Annotated in this window: 20 protein-coding genes; 3 read left to right on the top strand and 17 right to left on the bottom strand. The window is 61.1% G+C overall.

The window, feature by feature from the left end; genetic code table 11:
- Positions 1–74 precede the first annotated feature (74 nt).
- A complete protein-coding gene (locus RR51_RS07475) occupies positions 75–1,076 on the bottom strand; it encodes an amidohydrolase family protein (protein ID WP_039613079.1) in 1,002 nt (333 codons plus the stop codon).
- A gap of 117 nt (positions 1,077–1,193) precedes the next feature.
- Here RR51_RS07475 and RR51_RS07470 point away from each other — a divergent pair, with 117 nt between their 5' ends.
- The gene (locus tag RR51_RS07470; protein ID WP_039613078.1) at positions 1,194–2,057 is read left to right on the top strand and encodes a pirin family protein; all 864 of its coding nucleotides are present in this window, start codon (positions 1,194–1,196) and stop codon (positions 2,055–2,057) included.
- Between the two features lie 133 nt (positions 2,058–2,190).
- On the opposite strand, the gene RR51_RS07465 is transcribed toward RR51_RS07470, so the two are convergent.
- The 4 genes from RR51_RS07465 to RR51_RS07450 all read right to left on the bottom strand — a co-directional run bounded on the left by RR51_RS07465 (position 2,191) and on the right by RR51_RS07450 (position 5,927).
- Positions 2,191–2,916: a dienelactone hydrolase family protein gene (locus tag RR51_RS07465; protein ID WP_015271090.1), complete on the bottom strand. Its 726-nt coding sequence runs from the start codon at positions 2,914–2,916 to the stop codon at positions 2,191–2,193.
- A 79-nt stretch (positions 2,917–2,995) separates the two neighbouring features.
- Complete coding sequence (htpG, locus tag RR51_RS07460; RefSeq protein ID WP_039613077.1) at positions 2,996–4,900, bottom strand: molecular chaperone HtpG; 1,905 nt, start codon at positions 4,898–4,900, stop codon at positions 2,996–2,998.
- 71 nt (positions 4,901–4,971) lie between these two features.
- Entirely contained in the window at positions 4,972–5,454 is a 483-nt protein-coding gene (locus RR51_RS07455) for a PaaI family thioesterase (RefSeq protein ID WP_004375989.1), read from the bottom strand.
- Complete coding sequence (locus tag RR51_RS07450; RefSeq protein ID WP_004375991.1) at positions 5,451–5,927, bottom strand: PaaI family thioesterase; 477 nt, start codon at positions 5,925–5,927, stop codon at positions 5,451–5,453. The genes RR51_RS07455 and RR51_RS07450 overlap by 4 nt, the downstream gene beginning before the upstream one ends.
- A gap of 154 nt (positions 5,928–6,081) precedes the next feature.
- Between RR51_RS07450 and RR51_RS07445 the strand changes: the two genes are divergently transcribed.
- The gene (locus tag RR51_RS07445; protein WP_015271093.1) at positions 6,082–6,375 is read left to right on the top strand and encodes a hypothetical protein; all 294 of its coding nucleotides are present in this window, start codon (positions 6,082–6,084) and stop codon (positions 6,373–6,375) included.
- A 67-nt stretch (positions 6,376–6,442) separates the two neighbouring features.
- On the opposite strand, the gene RR51_RS07440 is transcribed toward RR51_RS07445, so the two are convergent.
- From RR51_RS07440 to sdhC, 11 genes are all read right to left on the bottom strand, one after another.
- Positions 6,443–7,192 (bottom strand): DUF599 domain-containing protein, encoded by a 750-nt coding sequence (locus tag RR51_RS07440; protein ID WP_004375995.1) that lies wholly within the window; start codon positions 7,190–7,192, stop codon positions 6,443–6,445.
- A 311-nt stretch (positions 7,193–7,503) separates the two neighbouring features.
- A complete protein-coding gene (brnQ, locus tag RR51_RS07435; protein WP_004375997.1) occupies positions 7,504–8,817 on the bottom strand; it encodes a branched-chain amino acid transport system II carrier protein in 1,314 nt (437 codons plus the stop codon).
- A 482-nt stretch (positions 8,818–9,299) separates the two neighbouring features.
- Positions 9,300–10,184 (bottom strand): succinate--CoA ligase subunit alpha, encoded by an 885-nt coding sequence (sucD, locus tag RR51_RS07430; RefSeq protein WP_004376004.1) that lies wholly within the window; start codon positions 10,182–10,184, stop codon positions 9,300–9,302.
- Positions 10,184–11,350, bottom strand: coding sequence for an ADP-forming succinate--CoA ligase subunit beta (gene sucC, locus RR51_RS07425; protein WP_003254205.1), 1,167 nt, complete (start codon positions 11,348–11,350; stop codon positions 10,184–10,186). The genes sucD and sucC overlap by 1 nt, the downstream gene beginning before the upstream one ends.
- Positions 11,351–11,522: 172 nt before the next feature.
- Entirely contained in the window at positions 11,523–12,959 is a 1,437-nt protein-coding gene (lpdA, locus tag RR51_RS07420; RefSeq protein ID WP_013973439.1) for a dihydrolipoyl dehydrogenase, read from the bottom strand.
- 93 nt (positions 12,960–13,052) lie between these two features.
- Positions 13,053–14,273 (bottom strand): 2-oxoglutarate dehydrogenase complex dihydrolipoyllysine-residue succinyltransferase, encoded by a 1,221-nt coding sequence (gene odhB / locus RR51_RS07415; RefSeq protein ID WP_013973440.1) that lies wholly within the window; start codon positions 14,271–14,273, stop codon positions 13,053–13,055.
- Between the two features lie 42 nt (positions 14,274–14,315).
- Complete coding sequence (locus RR51_RS07410) at positions 14,316–17,147, bottom strand: 2-oxoglutarate dehydrogenase E1 component (protein WP_013973441.1); 2,832 nt, start codon at positions 17,145–17,147, stop codon at positions 14,316–14,318.
- 245 nt (positions 17,148–17,392) lie between these two features.
- Complete coding sequence (locus RR51_RS07405; protein ID WP_011534752.1) at positions 17,393–18,097, bottom strand: succinate dehydrogenase iron-sulfur subunit; 705 nt, start codon at positions 18,095–18,097, stop codon at positions 17,393–17,395.
- An 11-nt stretch (positions 18,098–18,108) separates the two neighbouring features.
- Positions 18,109–19,881 (bottom strand): succinate dehydrogenase flavoprotein subunit, encoded by a 1,773-nt coding sequence (gene sdhA, locus RR51_RS07400; RefSeq protein WP_013973442.1) that lies wholly within the window; start codon positions 19,879–19,881, stop codon positions 18,109–18,111.
- 3 nt (positions 19,882–19,884) lie between these two features.
- Positions 19,885–20,253 (bottom strand): succinate dehydrogenase, hydrophobic membrane anchor protein, encoded by a 369-nt coding sequence (gene sdhD, locus RR51_RS07395; protein WP_039613076.1) that lies wholly within the window; start codon positions 20,251–20,253, stop codon positions 19,885–19,887.
- Positions 20,247–20,633 (bottom strand): succinate dehydrogenase, cytochrome b556 subunit, encoded by a 387-nt coding sequence (gene sdhC / locus RR51_RS07390; RefSeq protein WP_012315350.1) that lies wholly within the window; start codon positions 20,631–20,633, stop codon positions 20,247–20,249. Before sdhC ends, sdhD begins: the two co-directional genes overlap by 7 nt.
- A gap of 352 nt (positions 20,634–20,985) precedes the next feature.
- On the opposite strand from sdhC, the gene gltA reads away from it, so the two are divergent.
- Complete coding sequence (gene gltA, locus RR51_RS07385) at positions 20,986–22,275, top strand: citrate synthase (protein ID WP_013973445.1); 1,290 nt, start codon at positions 20,986–20,988, stop codon at positions 22,273–22,275.
- A 68-nt stretch (positions 22,276–22,343) separates the two neighbouring features.
- Here the strand turns inward: gltA and RR51_RS07380 are convergent.
- On the bottom strand, positions 22,344–22,866 hold a 523-nt coding region (locus RR51_RS07380), incomplete at its 5' end, for an IS4 family transposase (RefSeq protein ID WP_039613075.1).

Here is a 22,866-nt window from a genome sequence, read left to right as displayed (position 1 = left end):
AGCACCGGTTTCAAGAGCAGCGCGACCCCTGTGGGAGCGGGTTTACCCGCGAAAGGGCCGGCACAGGCGAAATACTATTGCTTGGGCAACACATCCAGAAAATTCTCCCTGGCCACCTTATTCGCAACTTGTTCCGGCAATGCATCCAGAAACGGCCTGAACCCATGCATCTGCTCCCCAAGGCTACCAAACCGCCCCACCACATCCGAACCCAGCATGAACCGTTCCGGGAACCTCTCGACCAGTGCCAGCCACGCCTTGCGCGGTACACCCTGGTCATCCAGCAGATAGGGTTTCAGCACGCTCCACGACAAATCGACATACAGGTTCGGGTAATCCTCCAGCAACCGCGTCAGCACCGGCAGCAGAAAGTCCATTTGCGTCTGGTGCCGGTGAATCTCCATGCTGCTGCCGGCGTGCGCCCAGATGAACCGCGTGTGCGGGTGATTGCGCAGCGGCTGTTCGATCTCCGCCAGGTACAGCGGGTTACGCTCGCGCTTGGAGGTGATGTTGGAATGCAGCAGCACCGGCAGGTCGCGCTCGGCCGCCAGGTGGTAGATACGCGCCATGGCTTCGTTGTTGGCGCGCGGCGTGTCACCGCTGGTAAGAGCAGTCAGGTCATCGTGGCGGGTGAACACCTCGCCAATGCCCTGCCACAGCCCCGGATGCAGATCGAGCATGCGCTCGATATGGCTGGCGGCGTTCTTGTCCACCGGATTGAAGCCGGCCAGGAACGGATGAAAGCGCTTGCGCTGCTCGTCGGGCAGTTGCTGTAGCGCCGCCGCCACGTAGGTATCGGTGGCGCTGTACCAGTAGGCTTCGGCGTCATCCCCAGCGTAATAGCGTGGGCGCTTGGGCTCGTCTTCATGCCACTTCTTGGCCACCGGCACGCCGGAAATCATCGACTGCTGGATACCGGCAGCATCCATGGCCTTGATCAGCGCGGGCATGCCTTCGCTTTCCTGGAAGAAGTCGACGTAGTGCAGGTGGGCATCACTGTAGCGGTAGTCGCGTGCCTGCGCCGCTTGGCACAGCCAGGTGGATAACAGCACGCAGGCCAACGCTCTCACGATCATGACGAAGCTTCCTTTTCCGGGTATCAGATCTCTAGACCGGCCGGCCTGCGAGACGGTTCAGCCGGGGCGGGCAAACCGCTATGCTTGGGGCATTTCCACCTTGCCTGGAGCCTTCCCATGAGCAGCCCCCTGGTCATCCGCCCACGTGCCGAATCGGTCGAGGGCCAGCCGATCCTGCGCCCGCTGCCATCGGCCCAGTGTCGCAGCGTCGGCCCGTTCGTGTTTTTCGACCACATGCTCGAAACCGACTATGCCCCGGGGCATGGCATGGACATCCGTCAGCACCCGCATATCGGCCTGTCGACCCTTACCTACCTGTTCGAAGGGGCAATCCTGCACAAGGACAGCCTCGGCTCGGCGCAGCGGGTGCTGCCGGGCGACGTCAGCTGGATGACCGCAGGCAGCGGCGTGGCCCATGTCGAGCGCACGCCTGAAGATGCCCTGGCCCATGGCTCACGCCTGCACGGGCTGCAGGTATGGCTGGCGTCGCCACGCGAGCATGAACAAGGCCCGGCAAGCTACAGCCATCACCCGGCGGCGAGCCTGCCGGTCAGCGACAGCCTGGGGGTACGCATCTGCATGATCGCCGGCAGCGGGTTCTGCCTGGAATCGCCGGTGCCAGTGCTCTCCCCTACCCTGTACGCGCATGTACAGATGCAACCGGCAACCACGCTATTGGTGCCGAACGAGCATGCGCAGCGGGCGATTTACCTGCTCGATGGTGAGCTGGTGATGAACGATGAGGATGTGGAACCGTGCAGCCTGGTGGTCCTGCCGGAGGGCGAAGAGGTGACGCTGTATGCGGAGGGTGAGTGCCAGCTGGTGCTGATTGGTGGCGCACCACTGGATGGGCCGCGGCGGATGAACTGGAACTTTGTCGCCAGTGATGTGGAGCTGATCGAACAGGCCCGGGCCAAGTGGGCTGCGGGGGATTGGCCGGTGGTGCCGGGGGAAACTTCGAGGATCGAATTGCCTAGGTGATTTTGGGGCCGCTCTGCGGCCCATTCGCAGCACAAGGCCGCTCCTACAGGGAATCGCGTAACTCATGGCTTGCGCGACCTTTGTAGGAGCGGCCTTGTGCCGCAAATGGGCTGCAAAGCAGCCCCGTGCAATCTCAGCGCTGGAACACTTCGGTCAGCAGGTTATGCATCGAGCGGAACGCCCGCTCAGAGGTACGCCGGTCATACTGCATCTTGCCCGGCACATTGGCACTCGGGTCGGTAAACGAGTGCACCGCGCCGCCATAGCTGAGCAATTGCCAGTCAACCTTGGCCGCGTTCATCTCCTCCTCGAACGCCGGCAACTGCTCCTTCGGCACCAGTGGATCGGAAGCGCCGTGCAGCACCAGCACCGAGCCCTTGATGCGCTTGGCATCTTCCGGGTTCGGGGTATCCAGGGTGCCATGGAACGACACCGCCGCACGCAAATCGGCGCCAGTACGGGCCAGCTCCAGTGCACAGCAGCCACCAAAGCAGAAACCAAACGTGCCGACCTTGCCCGGTTCCAGCAGCGCCTTCGACTGCCCCAACAGTTGCGCCAGGGCTTCCTGCATGCGCTTGCGCAGCTCGCCTCGGTCATTCTTCAACGGCATCATCGCCGCGCCGGCCTCGTCCGCGTTGGACGGACGCACCGATTGCCCGTACAGGTCGGCAATCAGCACCACATAACCTTTCTCGGCCACTTCCTTGGCGATGCGCTCGGCACCTTCGCCGATACCCATCCAGTTCGGCGCCATCACCAGACCTGGCCGCCCCAGCGCGCCCGGCTCGTATACCAGGCGGCTTTCATACGCCTTGCCGGACAGGTGATAGACCAGCGATTCGACGATTACTTTGCTCATCAAGCACTCCTTTGGCACTCGTCATCAATATGCTCGCCATGAAAAAAGCCCGCCGAAGCGGGCTTTCCTATGCATCAACTCAAGCAGACAGTTCGACCAGCAGCTTGTTCAGGCGACGAACGTAAGCCGCCGGGTCCTTCAAGCTGTCACCGGCCGCCAGGGCCGCCTGATCGAACAGGATGTGCGACAGCTCGGCGAAGCGGTCTTCGCTCTGCTCGTTGTCCAGCTTCTCGATCAGCGGGTGGGTCGGGTTGAACTCGAAGATCGGCTTGGACTCCGGCACCTTCTGCCCGCTGGCTTCGAGGATCTGGCGCATCTGCAGGCCCAGGTCCTGCTCACCGATGGCCAGGATCGCCGGCGAGTCGGTCAGACGGTGCGACACGCGCACTTCGGCCACGCTGTCACCCAGCGCGCCCTTCAGGCGCTCGACCAGGCCTTCCTTGTCCTTGGCGACTTCCTCCTGGGCCTTCTTGTCTTCTTCCGAGTCCAGCTTGCCCAGGTCCAGGTCGCCACGGGCGACGTCGACAAAGGCCTTGCCGTCGAACTCGTTCAAGTAGCTCATCAGCCACTCGTCGATACGATCGGTCAGCAGCAGCACTTCGATGCCTTTCTTGCGGAAGACTTCCAGGTGCGGGCTGTTCTTGACCTGCGCGTACGACTCGCCGGTGAGGTAGTAGATCTTGTCCTGACCTTCCTTGACGCGAGCCAGGTAGTCGGCAAGGGCGACGCTCTGCTCGCCGCTGTCGTCCTGGGTGGAAGCGAAGCGCAGCAGGCCGGCGATCTTTTCCTTGTTGGCGAAGTCTTCGGCCGGGCCCTCCTTCAGCACCTGACCGAAGTTCTTCCAGAAGCCCTTGTACTGCTCGGGCTCGTTCTTCGCCAGCTTCTCCAGCATGTCCAGCACGCGCTTGGTCAGCGCGGTCTTCATCGAGTCGATGATCGGGTCTTTCTGCAGGATTTCACGCGACACGTTCAGCGACAGGTCGTTGGAGTCGACCACACCCTTGATGAAGCGCAGGTACAGCGGCAGGAACGATTCGGCCTGGTCCATGATGAACACGCGCTGCACGTACAGCTTCAAGCCGCGTGGCGCTTCGCGCTGGTACAGGTCGAACGGCGCACGGGCCGGCACGTACAGCAGCGAGTTGTATTCGAGCTTGCCTTCTACCTTGTTGTGGCTCCAGGCCAGCGGGTTTTCGAAGTCATGGCCGATGTGCTTGTAGAACTCCTGGTATTCCTCGTCCTTGATTTCGGTACGCGGACGGGTCCACAGGGCGCTGGCACGGTTGACGGTTTCCCACTCTTCGGCCGGCTGCTCTTCGCCTTCGGTGGTAGCTTGCTCTTTCAGCAGCTGGATCGGCATGGCGATGTGGTCGGAGTACTTCTTGACCACGTTGCGCAGGCGCCAGCCATCGGCGAACTCCTGCTCACCCTTCTTCAGGTGCAGGACGATGCGGGTGCCGCGCTGTGGCTTGTCGATGGTGGCGACTTCGAACTCACCTTCGCCCTTCGACGACCAGTGCACGCCTTCAGCGGCCGGCTGGCCGGCACGGCGGCTATATACGTCGACCTTGTCGGCAACGATGAACGCGGAGTAGAAGCCCACACCGAACTGACCGATCAGGTGCGAGTCCTTCTTCTGGTCACCGGTGAGGTTCTTCATGAAGTCGGCAGTGCCGGACTTGGCGATGGTACCCAGGTGGGCGATGACGTCTTCGCGGCTCATGCCGATGCCGTTGTCCTCGAGGGTCACGGTACCGGCGTCCTTGTCGAAGCTCAGGCGAATCTTCAGGTCGGCGTCGCCTTCGAACAGCTCTGGCTTAGCCAGGGCCTCGAAACGCAGCTTGTCGGCGGCGTCGGAGGCGTTGGAGATCAATTCACGCAGGAAGATCTCCTTGTTCGAATACAGGGAATGGATCATGAGGTGCAGCAGCTGCTTTACCTCGGTCTGGAAGCCCAGCGTTTCTTTTTGAGTCTCCACACTCATGGTCTTCAAAACTCCGATCTGATGGCAGTTGACGCCTGGCGGCCAGGTTGGCCAGCGTTTAGCGGCGGATGTCATGCAGATGGGGGCTGCCCGGATGATTTCAAGGGCTTTTCCGGTTCGATCTTGAAATGGGCGCGAGCCGTGGCGATCGGCGACTGCCTGTCCCCCTGCCAGGCGGTGATGGCCACATTGGTCACCCGCCGACCCTGGCGCCAAAGCTGGCACTGGGCGTAGGTATCGCGAAAGTGCCCGGCGCGCAGGTAATCGATGGAAAAGTCGATGATCTTCGGAATGCTTGCGCTCTCGCTGAAGATCAGCAGGTACAGCGCTGCCGACAGTTCCATGAAGCCCGCGATCACCCCGCCGTGGATGGCCGGCAGCAGCGGGTTGCCGATGTTGTCCTGGTTGGCCGGCAGGCGGAACAGCAGGTCATCGCCCTGACGCTCGCATTCAATGCCGATCAGGCCGGCATAGGGGATCAGCGCCAGCAAGGGCCGATAGTCTCCCACCGCATGAGCAGCGTTGAGCTGTTGGCGAACCTTGTGCGGAATCATGCCCCGCCCTCCTTCAGGCTGTTGCCGAAGCGGATGCCACCCTTGATTTCCTGGCCCAGGCGCATGAACGTGCCCACCACTTGGCAGATAGGCTGGGCGGGGTCATCCTGGTAGGCCGTGCCACGGGTGAAGATCACATCGCGGGTGACTCGGTAGCATTGGGCATGGCCGTAGATGTCCTTGCCGGCCTTGGCCGGATGCATATAGTCGATGCGCAGGTCCAGTGTCGGGCACACTTCGAAGCGCGGCAGCACGCACAGCGTGGCCATGCCGCAAGTCGTGTCCATCAGCGTGGTCAGCGCGCCGCCATGCACGGCGCCGGTCTGCGGGTTGCCGACAATGGCCGCAGACCATGGCAGCACCAGGGTCATGCCATCGGCATTGGTTTGCACCACACGCATTTGCAACAACTGACAATGTTTCAGGGCCGAGAGAAAACGCTCGGCCATGGCCATCAAGGTTGAATCACTCATTGGCTGTTTCCCTGCGCATTGCCGTAGCGGCATAAAATCGTTAAAAAGTCTATATAGAACGGGACGTTATATATGTGTAATCTTCGCGGAACTTATTCCGCGTAGTTGCACTCGAAGGAACAAGTCACTTATTCCACCAAGGAGAAACACCCCCATGCGTAAACCTTTTGCTTTTGCTCTGATGCTGGCCGCTGCCATGGGCCTGGCCGCTTGCGATAAAGCGAGCGAAGACAAAGCCCAGGACGCACAGCAACACGCCGAGCAAGCCCAGGAAAAAGCGGGCGAAGCTCAGGATAAAATGAACGAGGCTGCCAAGGAAAACGCCGAAGCCGCCAAAGATCAGGCCGAAGCCGAGCAGAAGGCCGCCGAAGAAGCCGCTCCGGCTACTCCGGCTCCGGAAGCCGCTCCAGCTACCCCAGCTGCTCCAGCCGAACCTGCCAAGCAGTAATCGGCTAAAACAAAAAAACCCGACATTGTCGGGTTTTTTTGTACCTGAAACTTATGGATTAAACGTTTCAGGCACCAGGAGCGGTGCTTTCCTTGGCGGGTTCGATCGAAACACTTTCGGTAGGTGTGAACACCATCACATCCAATACATCCGAATGGAACTCGCGGCGGTACAGAATCAGCACCACCCCGACACTCATGACCATGAATAACCATGGGCTAATGAACCAGCTCAACATGGCCATGCCAAAGTAATAGGAACGCAGGCCCAGGTTGAACTGGTTGGCGGCAAGCGACAGCACCCGCGCCGCCCGCGAGGCGAATGCCTTGCGTTCAAGCTCATTTACCAGACGTTCACCTATCATCGGCGCCGACCCCACCAGTACTGCCGCGAAATTGTATTGGCGCATGCACCAGCTGAAGGTGAAAAAGGCGTAGACAAAGACCATGGCCAGGCACAGCAGCTTGATCTCCGACATGCCCTGGGAGGTCTGCTGCACCAGCGGCAGGTCGGCCAGCAGCGACAGCGCCCGGTCGGAAGCCCCGAGCACGGTGAGGATACCGGCGAGGATGATCAGGGTGCTGGAGGCGAAGAACGAGGCGTTGCGCTCGAGGTTGCCGATCACGCTCGCATCGGCAATGCGGTTGTCGCGCAGCAGCATGCGGCGCATCCAGTCTTCGCGGTACAGGTGCAGCACGCTGGCCAGGCACGCGGTGTCGCGGCCCTTCCAGATGGCATAACGGGTGTAACCGCCCCAGCACAGGGCGAACCAGATGATGGCCAAAAGATTGTTGAAGTTGCTTTGGATGAAGTTCATGCACGGTTCCCAGGAGGGCCAGATACCTGAAGGATAGGGACCGGATTTCGACGCTGGCAAGCGGCAAAAGGCACACATCCATCCTGATATTTGCACTGCTCATCCCGGCCTCTTCGCGGGCACGCCCGCTCCCACAGGTACAGCGCCAATTCTGAGGTTTGCGCTTGACCTGTGGGAGCGGGCGTGCCCGCGAAGAGGCCGGTACAGGCAAAGAAAAAGCCCCGCATCCTTTCGGATACGGGGCTCTTGAGCTTCCACCCTTGGCGAGCACCCTTCGGCTTGTGGCCGGTGCCGCCCTCAGGCTTCGACTATCAGGCCAGCGCTTCGCGCGGCTTGCCGAGCATGCGGTCGCAGGCCACCGCGCCAACCAGGGTCACCACCGAAGGCACCAGCCAGGCCAGGCCCTGGTCGCTCAGCGGCAGGTGAGCCATGAAGTCCGGCAGCACGTGGGCAATGCTGCTGCCCTTGATCGCGTCGACCATGCCGAACAGCAGCGATACCAGCATCACTGGTGCCAGGATGCGGGTCGGCGAGTTCCACAGGTCCTTCACGAAGCTCAGCCCGACCACCACGATGCACGGCGGGTAGATCGCCGTAAGCACCGGGATCGAGAACATGATCAGCTTGGTCAGGCCGAGATTGGAGATCAACAGCGAGAAGCCCGCCAGGATCACCACCAGTGCGCGGTACGACAGCGGCAGCATCTGGCTGAAGTACTCGGCGCAGGCACAGGTCAGGCCAACGGCGGTCACCAGGCAGGCCAGCGCGATCAGCACGGCGAGGAAACCGCTGCCCAGCGAACCGAAGGTGTGCTGCACGTAGGCATGCAGTACCGCCGCACCGTTGGTAGCGTCAGCCGCGATCTCGTGGCTGGTTGCACCCAGTCGGAACAGGCTGATGTACACCAGGGCCAGACCGACGCCGGCGATCAGGCCGGCAATGATGGCATAGCGGGTGATCAGTTTCGGCGACTCGACACCGCGCGAGCGGATGGCGTTGACGATGACGATACCGAACACCAGGGCACCCAGGGTGTCCATGGTCAGGTAACCATCGGAAAAGCCCTTGGAGAACGCTGCGGCGGCATAGGCCGGCTGCGCTTCACCAATGGTACCGGCAGGCAGCGCGAAGGCGGCGATGCCCAGCACCGCCAGGGCGATGATCTTCAACGGCGCCAGGAAGCGGCCCACGGTGTCGAGCAGCTTGCCCGGGTACATCGACACGGCCAGTACCACGAGGAAGTACACCAGGCTGTAGATGAACAGCGCCAGCGGGCTTTCGCCGGTCAGCGGCGCAACGCCCACTTCGAACGATACGGTCGCGGTGCGCGGGGTGGCGAACAGCGGGCCGACCGACAGGTAGCACACGGCCGCCAGCAGGCCACCGAAGAACTTGCCGATCGGGCTGCTCAGGGCATCCATGCCGCCGCCGACCTTGGCCAGGGCGACCACGGTGATGACCGGCAGGCCTACGGCGGTAACCAGGAAGCCAAGGGCCGCCATCCATACGTGCGGGCCAGACTGCAGACCGACGATAGGCGGGAAGATGATGTTGCCAGCGCCCACGAAAAGCGCAAACGTCATAAAGCCAAGCGCCAGGATATCCTGGCCTTTGAGAACTTTCATTTAAGGTAGTACCACACTGCTGAAATCGGGATTCGAGAGGGGATTTCCCTTTGGATGAGGGGAAATGCTGCCCGGCTTGATAGGCCAGACCCGTTTAGCGTGTCGTTCCCTTTTGGGGTACGGGCACAGAGTGAGCGCGTAATGTAACTGTTTTGTCAGTCAAACGCACTGGCACAGTACTGCTTGTCCGATGTGCGTACATGTTTGTCGTCTGTGCGACCGAGGACAGCGAGAATTATCCTCGAATTGAAACATTCGTCTGCGTGAAAATTCCTATCAAACCCATCGAAAAATCCATGTTGCCTGTACCGGCCTCTTCGCGGGCTTGCCCGCTCCCACAGGGGATCACCACAGCCCCGGAAAGTGGAGATCTCATGTGGGAGCGGGCAAGCCCGCGAAGAGGCCGGCACAGGAATTCCCCCCCCAGAAACGACAAAGGCCACCCGAAGGTGGCCTCTGTGCGCGTGGGGGGTGTAGCAGTATTACTTCTTGACTTCCCAGCCAGTCAGCTCGGCCAGGGCCTTGCCGATGTCAGCCAGGGAACGCACGGTCTTCACACCAGCGTCCTGCAGAGCGGCGAACTTCTCGTCCGCAGTGCCCTTGCCGCCGGAGATGATGGCGCCAGCGTGGCCCATGCGCTTGCCCGCAGGTGCGGTAACACCAGCGATGTAGGAAACGACAGGCTTGGTGACGTTGGCCTTGATGTAGGCCGCAGCTTCTTCTTCAGCCGAACCGCCGATCTCACCGATCATGACGATCGCTTCGGTCTTCGGGTCTTCCTGGAACAGTTTCAGGATATCGATGAAGTTGGAGCCCGGGATCGGGTCACCGCCGATGCCGACGCAGGTCGACTGGCCGAAGCCGGCGTCGGTGGTCTGCTTCACAGCTTCGTAGGTCAGGGTGCCGGAACGCGAAACGATACCGACCTTGCCTGGCAGGTGGATGTGGCCAGGCATGATGCCGATCTTGCACTCGCCCGGGGTGATGACACCTGGGCAGTTAGGGCCGATCAGGGTCACGCCCAGCTCGTCGCACTTGACCTTGGCATCCAGCATGTCCAGGGTAGGAATGCCTTCGGTGATGCACACGATCAGCTTGATGCCGCCGAAGGCAGCTTCCAGGATCGAGTCCTTGCAGAAAGGAGCCGGAACGTAGATCACCGAAGCGTCGGCGCCGGTAGCTTCCACAGCTTCTTTCACAGTGTTGAACACTGGCAGGCCCAGGTGGGTGGTGCCACCCTTGCCTGGGGTTACGCCGCCGACCATCTTGGTGCCGTAGGCGATGGCCTGTTCGGAGTGGAAAGTACCCTGCGAGCCGGTGAAGCCCTGGCAGATGACTTTGGTGTCTTTATTGATCAGGACGCTCATTACTTGCCCTCCGCAGCTTTGACAACTTGTTGAGCAGCGTCGGTCAGGCTGGTTGCCGCAATGATGTTCAAACCGCTTTCTGCCAGTACTTTAGCGCCCAGTTCGGCGTTGTTGCCTTCAAGGCGAACGACAACCGGAACTTTCACGCCGACTTCTTTCACTGCACCGATGATGCCTTCGGCAATCATGTCGCAGCGAACGATGCCGCCGAAGATGTTGACCAGAACGGCCGCGACATTGCTGTCGGACAGAATGATCTTGAACGCTTCGGTAACGCGCTCTTTGGTAGCACCACCGCCAACGTCGAGGAAGTTGGCCGGCTTGCCGCCGTGCAGGTTGACGATGTCCATGGTACCCATGGCCAGGCCGGCACCGTTGACCATGCAGCCGATGTTGCCTTCGAGGGCAACGTAGTTCAGTTCGAACTTGGCAGCGTGGGCTTCACGGGCGTCGTCCTGCGACGGGTCGTGGAAGGTCTTCAGCTTCGGCTGACGGTACATGGCGTTGGCGTCGATGTTGATCTTGGCATCGAGGCAGTGCAGGTCGCCGTCGGCCTTGATCACCAGCGGGTTCACTTCCAGCAGGGCCAGGTCGTGATCCTTGAACAGCTTGGCCAGACCAACGAAGATCTTGGCGAACTGTTGAACTTGCTTGCCTTCCAGGCCCAGCTGGAATGCCAGCTCGCGACCCTGGAACGGCTGAGCGCCGACCAGCGGGTCGATGGTGGCCTTGAGGATCTTCTCAGGCGTTTCGTGAGCGACTTTCTCGATGTCCACGCCACCTTCGGTGGAAGCCATGAACACGATACGGCGGCTCGAACGATCGACTACAGCGCCCAGGTACAGCTCTTTGGCGATGTCAGTGCAGGATTCGACCAGAATCTTGGAGACGGGTTGACCGTTGGCATCGGTCTGGTAGGTAACCAGATTCTTGCCCAACCACTGTGCAGCGAACGCCTTGGCGTCTTCTTTGCTGCGAACCAGCTTGACGCCGCCCGCCTTACCGCGACCACCCGCGTGAACCTGGGCTTTTACCACCCACTCGTTCCCGCCGATCTTGTCGCAGGCTTCTGCAGCTTGCTCAGGGGTATCGACAGCGAAACCCTTGGAAACTGGCAGGCCGTACTCAGCGAACAGCTGCTTACCCTGATACTCGTGAAGATTCATGCTTTTTACCGTCTTCGTTAGGTACTGCGCTTCGGCGCTGCGCCATCACTGGCGCCGCACCACCTGTGACCGTTGACCCCGGGTTTTCCCGTGTGATCCGGTCCGGCGGACTTTCCGCGGTGAGTCATGCACGCAAGACTCACGACGGGCAGCCCGCCGTGGTTTCTTATAATTAACGCTTCTTACGGTTGGCCACGTGAATGGCGCCGCCATTCACTGCCAGCGCTGCTTCATGCAACGCTTCGGACAGGGTCGGATGGCTGAAGACCATCATGCCCAGATCCTCGGCACTGGTGCCGAATTCCATTGCGATTGCGCCCTGCTGCACCAGTTCGGCAGCCGATGGGCCAATCACGTGTACACCCAGGACGCGGTCGGTCTTGGCATCGGCGATGACCTTGACGAAACCACCGGTGTCGTTGGCAGCCATCGCACGGCCGCTGGCCGCGAACGGGAAGGTGCCCACGTTAACCTCAACGCCCTCGGCCTTCAAGGCCTGTTCGGTCTTGCCGACCCACGCGATTTCCGGGTGGGTGTAGATGACCGACGGAATCAGGTCGTAGTTCATCTGGGCCTTGTGGCCCTTGATGCGCTCGACCACCATGATGCCCTCTTCCGAAGCCTTGTGGGCCAGCATCATGCCGCGCACCACGTCACCGATGGCGTACACGCCAGGCACGCTGGTAGCGCAGTAGTCGTCGACGAAGATGTAGCCACGCTCGTCGATGGTCACGCCGCTGTCGGCAGCCAGCAGGTCGGTGGTCACCGGGCGACGGCCGACCGCGACGATCAGCTTGTCGAAGGTGATCTTCTGCTCGCCGTTGGCGTCGGTGTAGGTCACTTCGACTTCGTTGCCGTTGACTTTCGAGCCGGTGACGCGCGCACCCAGCTTGATGTCCAGGCCTTGCTTGGTCAGGGTCTTCTGGGCTTCTTTCGACACGGCGGTGTCGGCAGCCATCAGGAAGGTGTCCAGGGCTTCCAGGACGGTGACTTCAGCACCCAGGCGAGCCCATACCGAGCCCAGTTCCAGGCCGATCACGCCAGCACCGATAACGCCCAGGCGCTTCGGCACGGCCTGGAATTCCAGGGCGCCGGTGGAGTCGACGATGACGTTCTGGTCGACCGGAGCCGGTGGAATGTCGATCGGACGCGAGCCGGAAGCCAGGATCACGTTCTCGGCTTCGATGACTTCGGTGGTGCCGTCAGCCTTGGTGACTTCGACTTTCTTGCCGGCCAGCAGTTTGCCGTGGCCCTGGATCGAAGTAACGCCGTTGGCCTTGAACAGGGTGGCAACGCCACCGGTCAGGTTCTTGACGATGCCAGCCTTGCGGCCAACCATCGCGGCGACGTCCATCTTCACTTCGCCAGTGGAGATACCGTGGACGTTGAAGCTCTCTTTGGCTTCCTTGTACTTCCAGGAGCTGTCCAGCAGCGCCTTGGAAGGAATGCAACCTACGTTCAGGCAGGTGCCGCCCAGGGCCAGCTTGCCCTCGGCGTCGGTGTACTTCTCGATACAGGCAGTCTTCAGACCAAGTTGTGCGGCCTTGATGGCAGCAACATAGCCGCCAGGACCTGCACCAATCACCACTACGTCGAATTTCTGGGTCATAAAAGATTCCTTATCAGCTACAAGCTACAAGCCGCGGACCGCGCGGCATGGCTTCCTGGGAAGCCAGGGCCGGCACGGTACGCAGCCAGAGGGTTAGATGTCCAGCAGCAGGCGAGACGGATCTTCCAGCAGGTTCTTGATGGTGACCAGGAAGGTTACCGCTTCCTTGCCGTCGATCAGGCGGTGATCGTACGACAGCGCCAGGTACATCATCGGGCGAATCACAACCTGACCATTGATGGCCATCGGGCGCTGGATGATGTTGTGCATGCCGAGAATGGCGGCCTGCGGCGGGTTGACGATCGGGGTCGACATCATCGAACCGAAGGTACCACCGTTGGTGATGGTGAAGGTGCCGCCAGTCATCTCTTCGATGGCCAGCTTGCCATCACGAGCCTTCTTGCCGAAGGTGGCGATGCCGTTCTCGATTTCCGCCAGGCTCATCGACTCGGCGTTACGCAGTACCGGTACCACCAGGCCACGGTCGCTGGACACGGCAACGCCGACGTCGGCGTAGCCGTGGTAGACGATGTCGTTGCCATCGATCGAGGCGTTGACAGCCGGGAAGCGCTTCAGGGCTTCGGTGGCAGCCTTGACGAAGAACGACATGAAGCCCAGGCGCACGCCGTTGTGGGTCTTCTCGAACAGGTCCTTGTACTTCGAACGCAGGGCCATGACTTCGGTCATGTCGACTTCGTTGAAGGTGGTCAGCATGGCCATGCTCGACTGGGCTTCGACCAGACGCTCGGCGATCTTGGCGCGCAGGCGGGTCATCGGCACGCGCTTCTCGGTGCGGTCGCCAGCGGCAACGACAACCGGGGCAGCAGCGGCAGCGGCGGCAGGCTTGGCAGCTGCAGCAGGCGCCGACTTCTTGTTGGCGACGGCAGCGACGACGTCTTCCTTGGTGATGCGACCACCTTTGCCGGTGCCGGCAACGGCAGCCAGGTCGATGCCGTTCTCTTCAGCCAGCTTGCGCGCGGCCGGGGCGGCAACCGGGTCTTCTTCGCCAGCGTCGGCAGCAGCGGCAGCCGGGGCAGCAGCGGCCGGGGCGGCAGCTGGTGCAGCAGCGGCAGCACCGCCTTCAACGATCGAACCCAGTACTTCGTCGGACAGGACGGTGTCGCCCTCGCCCTTGACGATGGCGCCCAGCACGCCGTCGGCGGTGGCCAGTACTTCCAGGACGACCTTGTCGGTCTCGATGTCGACGATCAGCTCGTCACGCTTGACGGCATCGCCCGGCTGCTTGTGCCAGGTGGCAACGGTGCCATCGGCAACCGATTCCGGGAAGGTTGGGGCTTTGATCTCGATAGCCATTATCTGTGTTTCCTTAAATTCGGTTTCAGGTGCGCGAAGGCATTAAACAGTGAAGGCGTCTTGCAGCAGTTTTTCCTGCTGTTCGGCGTGCTTCGATGCGTAACCACAAGCTGGCGCGGCGGAAGCGTCGCGGCCGGCGTATTCCAGGACCAGTGCCTTGTTGTGGCGGCCCAGGATACGGCGCATGTGGTGCTGGCTGCTGTACCAGGCGCCCTGGTTCATCGGCTCTTCCTGACACCAGACCGCATGCTTGAGGTTGGTGTAAGGCGCCAGGATTTCGACCAGGTCGTCCTCAGGGAACGGATACAGCTGCTCGATACGCACGATGGCGATGTCTTCGCGGCCTTCGGCACGGCGTTTTTCCAGCAGGTCGTAGTAAACCTTGCCGCCGCACAGGACCAGGCGTTCGACCTTGGCCGGATCGAGGCTGTCGATTTCCGGGATCACGGTCTGGAACGAGCCTTCTGCCAGGTCTTCCAGGGTCGAGATGGCCAGCTTGTGGCGCAGCAGCGACTTCGGCGTCAGCACGATCAGCGGCTTGCGCAGCGGACGGATGACCTGGCGACGCAGCAGGTGGTAGATCTGGGCCGGGGTGGTCGGTACGCAGACCTGGATGTTGTGCTCGGCGCACAGCTGCAGGTAACGCTCCAGGCGCGCGGAGGAGTGCTCCGGGCCCTGCCCTTCATAACCGTGTGGCAGCAGCATGGTCAGGCCGCACAGACGGCCCCACTTGTGCTCGCCGCTGGTGATGAACTGGTCGATCACCACTTGCGCACCGTTGGCGAAGTCACCGAACTGGGCTTCCCAGATCACCAGCGCGTTCGGCGTGGTGGTCGAGTAGCCGTATTCGAAGGCCAGTACCGCTTCTTCCGACAGGAAGGAGTCGTACAGTTCGAACTGAGGCTGGCCCGGGAACAGGTTCTTCAGCGGTACGTAGGTGCTGGCGTCCTTCTGGTTGTGCAGCACCGCGTGACGGTGCGAGAAGGTGCCACGGCCGATGTCCTGGCCGGTCATGCGGATCGGGTGACCTTCGAACTGCAGGGTGGCGTAGGCCATGGTCTCTGCATAACCCCAGTTGATCGGCAAGCCACCGGCCTGCATCTTCTGGCGGTCTTCGTAGATCTTGGCGACCTGGCGCTGGACGACGAAACCTTCCGGGATCTCCAGCAGCTTGGCCGACAGTTCCTGCAGGGTCTTGAGGTCGAAGCGGGTGTCGTGACGCGCGGTCCAGGCATGGCCCAGGTACGGACGCCAGTCGACGAACAGCTCGCGGTTCGGCTCCTTGACCAGGCTCTTCACCACGTGCAGGCCGTTGTCCAGCGCGTTGCGGTACTCGTCGATCTTGGCCTGGGCGCGCTCGGCATCGATGCGGCCGGCCTGGATCAGTGCCTCAGCGTACAGTTCACGCGTGGTGCGCTGCTTGCTGATCTGCTGGTACATCAAAGGCTGGGTGCCGTTCGGCTCGTCGGCCTCGTTGTGGCCGCGGCGGCGGTAGCAGACCAGGTCGATGACCACGTCACGCTTGAACTGCATGCGGTAGTCGATGGCCAGCTGGGTCACGAACAGCACGGCTTCCGGGTCGTCGCCGTTCACGTGCAGGATCGGCGCCTGGATCATCTTGGCAACGTCGGTGGCGTACTCGGTGGAGCGCGCGTCCAGCGGGTTGCTGATGGTGAAACCAACCTGGTTGTTGATCACGATGTGCACGGTGCCGCCGGTCTTGAAACCGCGGGTCTGCGACATCTGGAAGGTTTCCATGACCACGCCCTGGCCGGCGAATGCTGCGTCGCCGTGGATCGAGATCGGCAGTACCTTGTCGCCAACGGTGTCGTTGCGGCGGTCCTGACGGGCGCGCACCGAACCCTCGACCACTGGCGAGACGATTTCCAGGTGGGACGGGTTGAACGCCATGGCCAGGTGCACTTCGCCACCCGGGGTCATCACGTTCGAGGAGAAGCCCTGGTGGTACTTGACGTCACCGGAGCCCAGCTCGTTCATCTTCTTGCCTTCGAACTCGTCGAACAGCTCGCGCGGGTTCTTGCCGAAGGTGTTGACCAGAACGTTCAGGCGGCCACGGTGGGCCATGCCGATCACGACTTCCTTGGTGCCGTAGGAACCGGAGCGCTGGATCATCTCGTCCAGCATCGGGATCAGGCTTTCGCCGCCCTCGAGGCCGAAACGCTTGGTGCCCGGGTACTTGGTGCCCAGATATTTCTCAAGGCCTTCACCGGCGGTCACGCGCTCGAGCAGGTGGGCCTGCACGTCAGCGGAAAACTCCGGACGGCCGCGCACGCTTTCCAGACGCTGCTGGAACCAGCTGCGCTGCTCGGAATCGACGATATGGGTGAACTCGGCGCCAATGGTGCGACAATATGTCTTCTGGAGCGCCTCGAAGATCTCGCGTAGGCTCGCCTCCTCTTTGCCGATGAACAGGTCGCCGGCACGGAAGGTCGTATCAAGATCGGCATTGGTCAAGCCGTAGTGATTGATCGACAGGTCTACGGGCGCAGGACGCTGCCACAACCCCAACGGGTCGAGCTTGGCAGCCTGATGGCCGCGCATACGATAGGCCTGGATCAGTCGCAGAACTTCAACCTGCTTCTTCTCGTGTTCACTGCTCACGCTCCCGGCGGATACCGGTTGGGCGCGGCGCTGGTTCTTTGCCAGCAGTACGAAATGGTCGCGGATTGTCGAGTGCGATACATCGGTAGCGGTGCTGCCGTCGGCGGGCAACTTCTGGAAGTAGGTGCGCCACTCTTCTGGCACAGCGTTAGGGTCGTGCAGGTAGAGCTCATAAAGCTCTTCCACATATGCAGCGTTACCACCTGAAAGGTGGGCGCTTTCCCACATGCGCTGCATCACGCTTTCTTGCATGCTTGGTCACCCTCGGTTAGGGGACTGATCGGCGAGAGCCACAGCAAACCTGGAAAAGTCCGAATACAGCGACTGAACCACGCCACTTGGATCCTGCTGATTTTCCGGGTACCAGCCCGGAAGCCCCTGCTGGTCTCATATCTTCATAGGTAATGAACGCAGGCTTTGTGGGCCCTTGTTCGGGTTTTACCTCAGTGCGGGCTCACCACCCGCACCTCGGCTTACTGCAGGTACAACTCTTTGTATCAGGTGCCGCTTTGCAGCAGCATGTTACGTACGTGGCCGATTGCCTTGGTCGGGTTCAGACCTTTCGGGCAAACGTTGACGCAGTTCATGATCCCGCGGCAGCGGAATACGCTGAACGGGTCATCCAGGGACGCCAGGCGCTCCTGGGTCTTGGTGTCACGGCTGTCGGCCAGGAAGCGATAGGCCTGCAGCAGTGCGGCGGGGCCCAGGAACTTGTCCGGGTTCCACCAGAACGACGGGCAGGAGGTCGAGCAGCAAGCGCACAGGATGCACTCGTACAGGCCGTCCAGCTTGTCGCGGTCTTCCGGCGACTGCAGGCGCTCGATGGCCGGAGCCGGGGTGTCGTTCTGCAGGAACGGCTTCACCTTCTCGTACTGCTTGTAGAAGATGCTCATGTCGACGACCAGGTCACGAATGACCGGCAGGCCCGGCAGCGGACGCAGAATCAGCTTGTTGCCCTTCACCACCGCCGACAACGGGGTGATGCAGGCCAGGCCGTTCTTGCCGTTGATGTTCATGCCATCGGAACCGCAAACGCCTTCACGGCACGAGCGACGATAGGAGAAACCTTCGTCCTGTTCCTTGATCAGTGCCAGCACGTCCAGAACCATCAGATCCTTGCCGCCGGTATCGACCTGGAAGGTCTGCATTTTCGGCGCCGAATCGGTGTCCGGGTTGTAACGATAAACTTCGACTTGCAACATAGCGGCCACCCTTAGTAAGTCCGGACTTTTGGTTCGAAGGCTGGAACAGTCTTCGGCGCAAAGTTGACGCCACGCTTGGCGACGCGCTTCTCACCCGGGTAGTACAGGGTGTGGCACAGCCAGTTTTCGTCGTCACGGTCTTCGTAGTCTTCACGTGCGTGAGCGCCGCGGGACTCTTTACGGGCTTCTGCCGCGATGGCGGTAGCTTCGGCGACTTCCAGCAGGTTCTGCAGCTCCAGCGCTTCGATACGCGCGGTGTTGAAGGCCTGGGACTTGTCGTTGATCTTGACGTTGGCGATACGGTCACGCAGACCGGCCAGCTGCTCGATACCCTTCTGCATGTATTCGCCAGTACGGAATACACCGAAGTAGTTCTGCATGCAGCTCTGCAGTTCGCGCTTCAGGCTGGCAACGTCTTCACCGGTGGTGCGCTCGTTCAGCTTGTTCAAGCGGTTCAGGGCAACATCGACGTCGGTGTCGCTGGCGTCGCGGTATTCCACGCCTTCGGTCAGCGCCTTCTCCAGGTGCAGGCCGGCAGCACGGCCGAACACCACCAGGTCGAGCAGCGAGTTGCCGCCCAGGCGGTTGGCACCGTGAACAGATACGCACGCCACTTCACCTACGGCGAACAGGCCCGGGATGATGTGGTCGTTGCCTTCGGCGTCCATGGTAATGGCCTGGCCATGAATGTTGGTGGCAACGCCGCCCATCATGTAGTGGCAGGTCGGGATGACCGGTACCGGCGCGACCACAGGGTCGACGTGGGCGAAGGTCTTGGACAGCTCGCAGATACCTGGCAGGCGGCTGTGCAGCACTTCCTCGCCCAGGTGATCCAGCTTCAGCAGTACGTGGTCCTTGTTCGGGCCCACGCCGTTGCCGGCGATGATTTCCTTGACCATGGAACGGGCGACCACGTCGCGGCCGGCCAGGTCTTTTGCGTTCGGCGCGTAACGCTCCATGAAGCGCTCGCCGTGGGCGTTGATCAGGTAGCCACCCTCACCGCGGCAACCTTCGGTGACCAGTACACCGGCGCCGGCGATGCCGGTCGGGTGGAACTGCCACATTTCGATGTCCTGCACCGGCACGCCGGCACGCAGGGCCATGCCCACGCCGTCACCGGTGTTGATCAGGGCGTTGGTGGTGGAGGCGTAGATACGGCCGGCACCGCCAGTTGCCAGCACGGTGGCCTTGGACTTGATATACAGGGTCTCGCCGGTTTCGATGCAGATCGCGATCACACCAACGAATGCGCCGTCCTGGTTCTTCACCAGGTCAACTGCGTAGTACTCGTTGAGGAAGGTGGTGCCGGCTTTCAGGTTGCCCTGGTACAGGGTGTGCAGCAGCGCGTGACCGGTACGGTCGGAAGCGGCGCAGGTACGGGCAGCCTGGCCACCCTTGCCGAAGTCCTTGGACTGGCCACCGAACGGACGCTGGTAGATGCGACCGGTTTCGGTACGCGAGAACGGCAGGCCCATGTGGTCCAGCTCGAAGACCGCAGCCGGGCCTTCCTGACACATGTATTCGATAGCGTCCTGGTCACCGATGTAGTCGGAGCCCTTGACGGTATCGTACATGTGCCAGCGCCAGTCGTCGTTCGGGTCGGCCGAAGCGATGGCGCAGGTGATGCCGCCCTGGGCGGATACAGTGTGCGAACGGGTCGGGAAGACCTTGGTGACCACGGCAGTCTTGTGGCCGCCTTGAGCCAGCTGCAGCGCAGCGCGCATGCCGGCGCCGCCGCCACCGATGATGATGGCGTCGAAGGAAATGGTTGGAATGCTAGCCATGGATCAGATACCCCAGAGAATCTGCACACCCCAGACGAAGTAAGCGAACATCGCAACGCCGCATACCGCCTGGAACAGGAAACGAATCGCAGTTGCCGACTTGCCGAACGACATAGGCGTCAGGTAGTCGGTCGCAATGGTCCACATGCCGACCCAGGCGTGAGCGCCCAGGGCAACGAGGGCCAGCAGACTGAAGATCCGCATCGCGCTGTTGGAGAACAGACCATGCCACTGGGTGTAGTCGATGCCTGGGTGGGCGACCACGTAGCCGATCAGGAAGAGGAAGTAAGCCGCGAGAACGACCGCAGAAACGCGCTGCGCCATCCAGTCATAGAGGCCCGAACGCGACAGGTTCGTGACATTGGTTACCATACCCAAACTCCCACCAGAACGATCAGCACCACGGAGATGACGATCACGATTTTCGAGCCCAGCTTGCCGCCTTCCAGCGTCTCACCGATACCCATGTCCATGATCAGGTGACGAACACCTGCCACGAGGTGATAAAGCAGGGCGGACAGCAGGCCCCAGGTCACGAATTTGGCCAGCGGGCTGGTCAGACACGCCTTCACCTCACCAAAGCCTTCCTCGGAACCCAGCGACTTGCCCAGTGCATAAAGCATGATGGCAAGGCCGAGGAACAGGATGACGCCGGAGATACGATGCAGGATGGACGTGTACGCAGTGACGGGGAGCTTGATGGTCCTTAGGTCTAGGTTTACAGGTCGTTGGCTTTTCACGGCTTTTTTCACACTGAAGAGCCCCTAGCGAATCAGGGCAAAGTTGTTGGTAAGTGTACTGGTCAGGTACCCACCACCCAGGGAACGGCGACCCCCAGCAGTTCGGGCTTGCAAGCCCCTGGCGGTCGGGTTGCGAGTATAGACAGTTAGGCTGCTTATGACAACGTGACGGGGTAGCCCAAATAGCGCATTGCCTTTAGCGCACAAAAGGCGTAAATGGGCGAGAATTTCGCGAAAAATCAGGCCTCAATGCCTGTTTCAACAAGCCTTTAGGCAAATTGACATCTGAATTTATCCCTCTATAGTGGTGCGGGCCCTGCGTGGGGGGTCTGTCTGATGATTTCAAGCATTAATAGGAGGCCACATGGCTGACAAAAAAGCGCAGTTGGTCATCGAGGGCGCTGCCCCCGTCGAGCTGCCCATTTTAACCGGCACCGTTGGTCCTGATGTAATCGACGTCCGCGGGTTGGGGGCCACTGGTCACTTCACCTTCGACCCTGGTTTCATGGCGACTGCCTCGTGCGAGTCGAAGATCACCTACATTGACGGCGACAAAGGTATCCTGCTGCACCGCGGCTACCCGATCGAACAGCTCGCTGAAAAATCCGACTACCTCGAAACCTGCTACCTGCTGCTCAACGGCGAACTGCCGAATGCCGAGCAGAAGGCCCAGTTCGTCAGCACCGTGAAGAACCACACCATGGTTCACGAGCAGCTGAAGTCCTTCTTCAACGGCTTCCGCCGCGACGCCCACCCGATGGCGGTGATGTGCGGCGTGGTTGGCGCCCTGTCGGCGTTCTATCACGACTCCCTGGACATCAATAACCCGCAACACCGCGAAATTTCCGCGGTGCGCCTGGTCGCCAAGATGCCGACCCTGGCCGCGATGGTTTACAAGTACTCCATGGGCCAGCCGATGATGTACCCGCGCAACGACCTGTCGTACGCGGAAAACTTCCTGCACATGATGTTCAACACCCCGTGCGAGATCAAACCGATCAGCCCGGTGCTGGCCAAGGCGATGGACCGGATCTTCATCCTCCACGCCGACCACGAGCAGAACGCCTCCACCTCTACCGTTCGTCTGGCCGGTTCGTCGGGTGCCAACCCGTTCGCCTGTATCGCTGCCGGTATCGCCGCACTCTGGGGCCCGGCCCACGGCGGTGCGAACGAAGCGGTACTGACCATGCTCGATGAGATCGGCGATGTCTCGAACATCGACAAGTTCATCGCCAAGGCCAAGGACAAGAACGATCCGTTCAAGCTCATGGGCTTCGGTCACCGCGTGTACAAGAACCGCGACCCGCGCGCCACCGTGATGAAGCAGACCTGCGACGAAGTCCTGCGCGAGCTGGGCATCAAGAACGACCCGCAGCTGGAACTGGCCATGCGCCTGGAAGAGATCGCCCTGACCGATCCGTACTTCATCGAGCGCTCGCTGTACCCGAACGTCGACTTCTACTCGGGGATCATCCTCAAGGCAATCGGCATTCCGACCAGCATGTTCACCGTGATCTTCGCCCTGGCACGTACCGTGGGCTGGATCTCGCACTGGAAAGAAATGCTCTCCAGCCCGTACAAGATCGGCCGCCCGCGCCAGCTGTACACCGGCGAGCAGAAGCGCGACATCGTTGCGCTGCAGGACCGCAAGTAAGCTTCCATAGCCGAACGCAAAAAGGCTGCCCTCGGGCTAATGCCAGTCAGTTAAGCTGACTGGCATTTTCATTTTCGGGTCGGATATTTTGCAGGCCGCTGCTTCACCACTCTGGGGAACCATCGATCGGGTCGCCGATGGGGTAGGACATACTGAGCCGCTGACGCCTGCAGATCTGCCAAAAAACCTGGCAAGTTGCCGGGATGGTTTAATGACGTGCCATGCAGCAAGCCCAGAATCGCCCAGCTACAAGCGGTAAAGCTCATCTCGCATGGGTACACGCCTGGGCACTGTCTCGACATCTGCACCATCTGATAACGCAATAGGTTGTAGCCCAACAGCACGCCCCACAGCTCTTGCGCAATCATCTCCGGCGTCTTGCTTCTCAGGGTGTGTTCGCCCCCCAGAAGTCCTTGTTTGATCTCCCGATAACCCAGCTCGATTTCCCAGCGCTGACTGTAAAGATCAACGATCTCATCGCCAGGGAAGCGCTGCGCATCGGTCATTGAGGTCAAGACACTCACAACCTTTCCTTTGATTGTTTTGCTCAGCAGTCGTGCCCGCATTTCCAGCGGCAAGCCTGGCCATTGT

The sequence above is a fragment of the Pseudomonas sp. C5pp genome (assembly GCF_000814065.1).
Lineage (GTDB): Bacteria > Pseudomonadota > Gammaproteobacteria > Pseudomonadales > Pseudomonadaceae > Aquipseudomonas > Aquipseudomonas asiatica.
The sequence above is the reverse complement of the archived record's forward strand: the minus strand, read 5'-3'. Positions and strand labels throughout refer to the sequence as shown.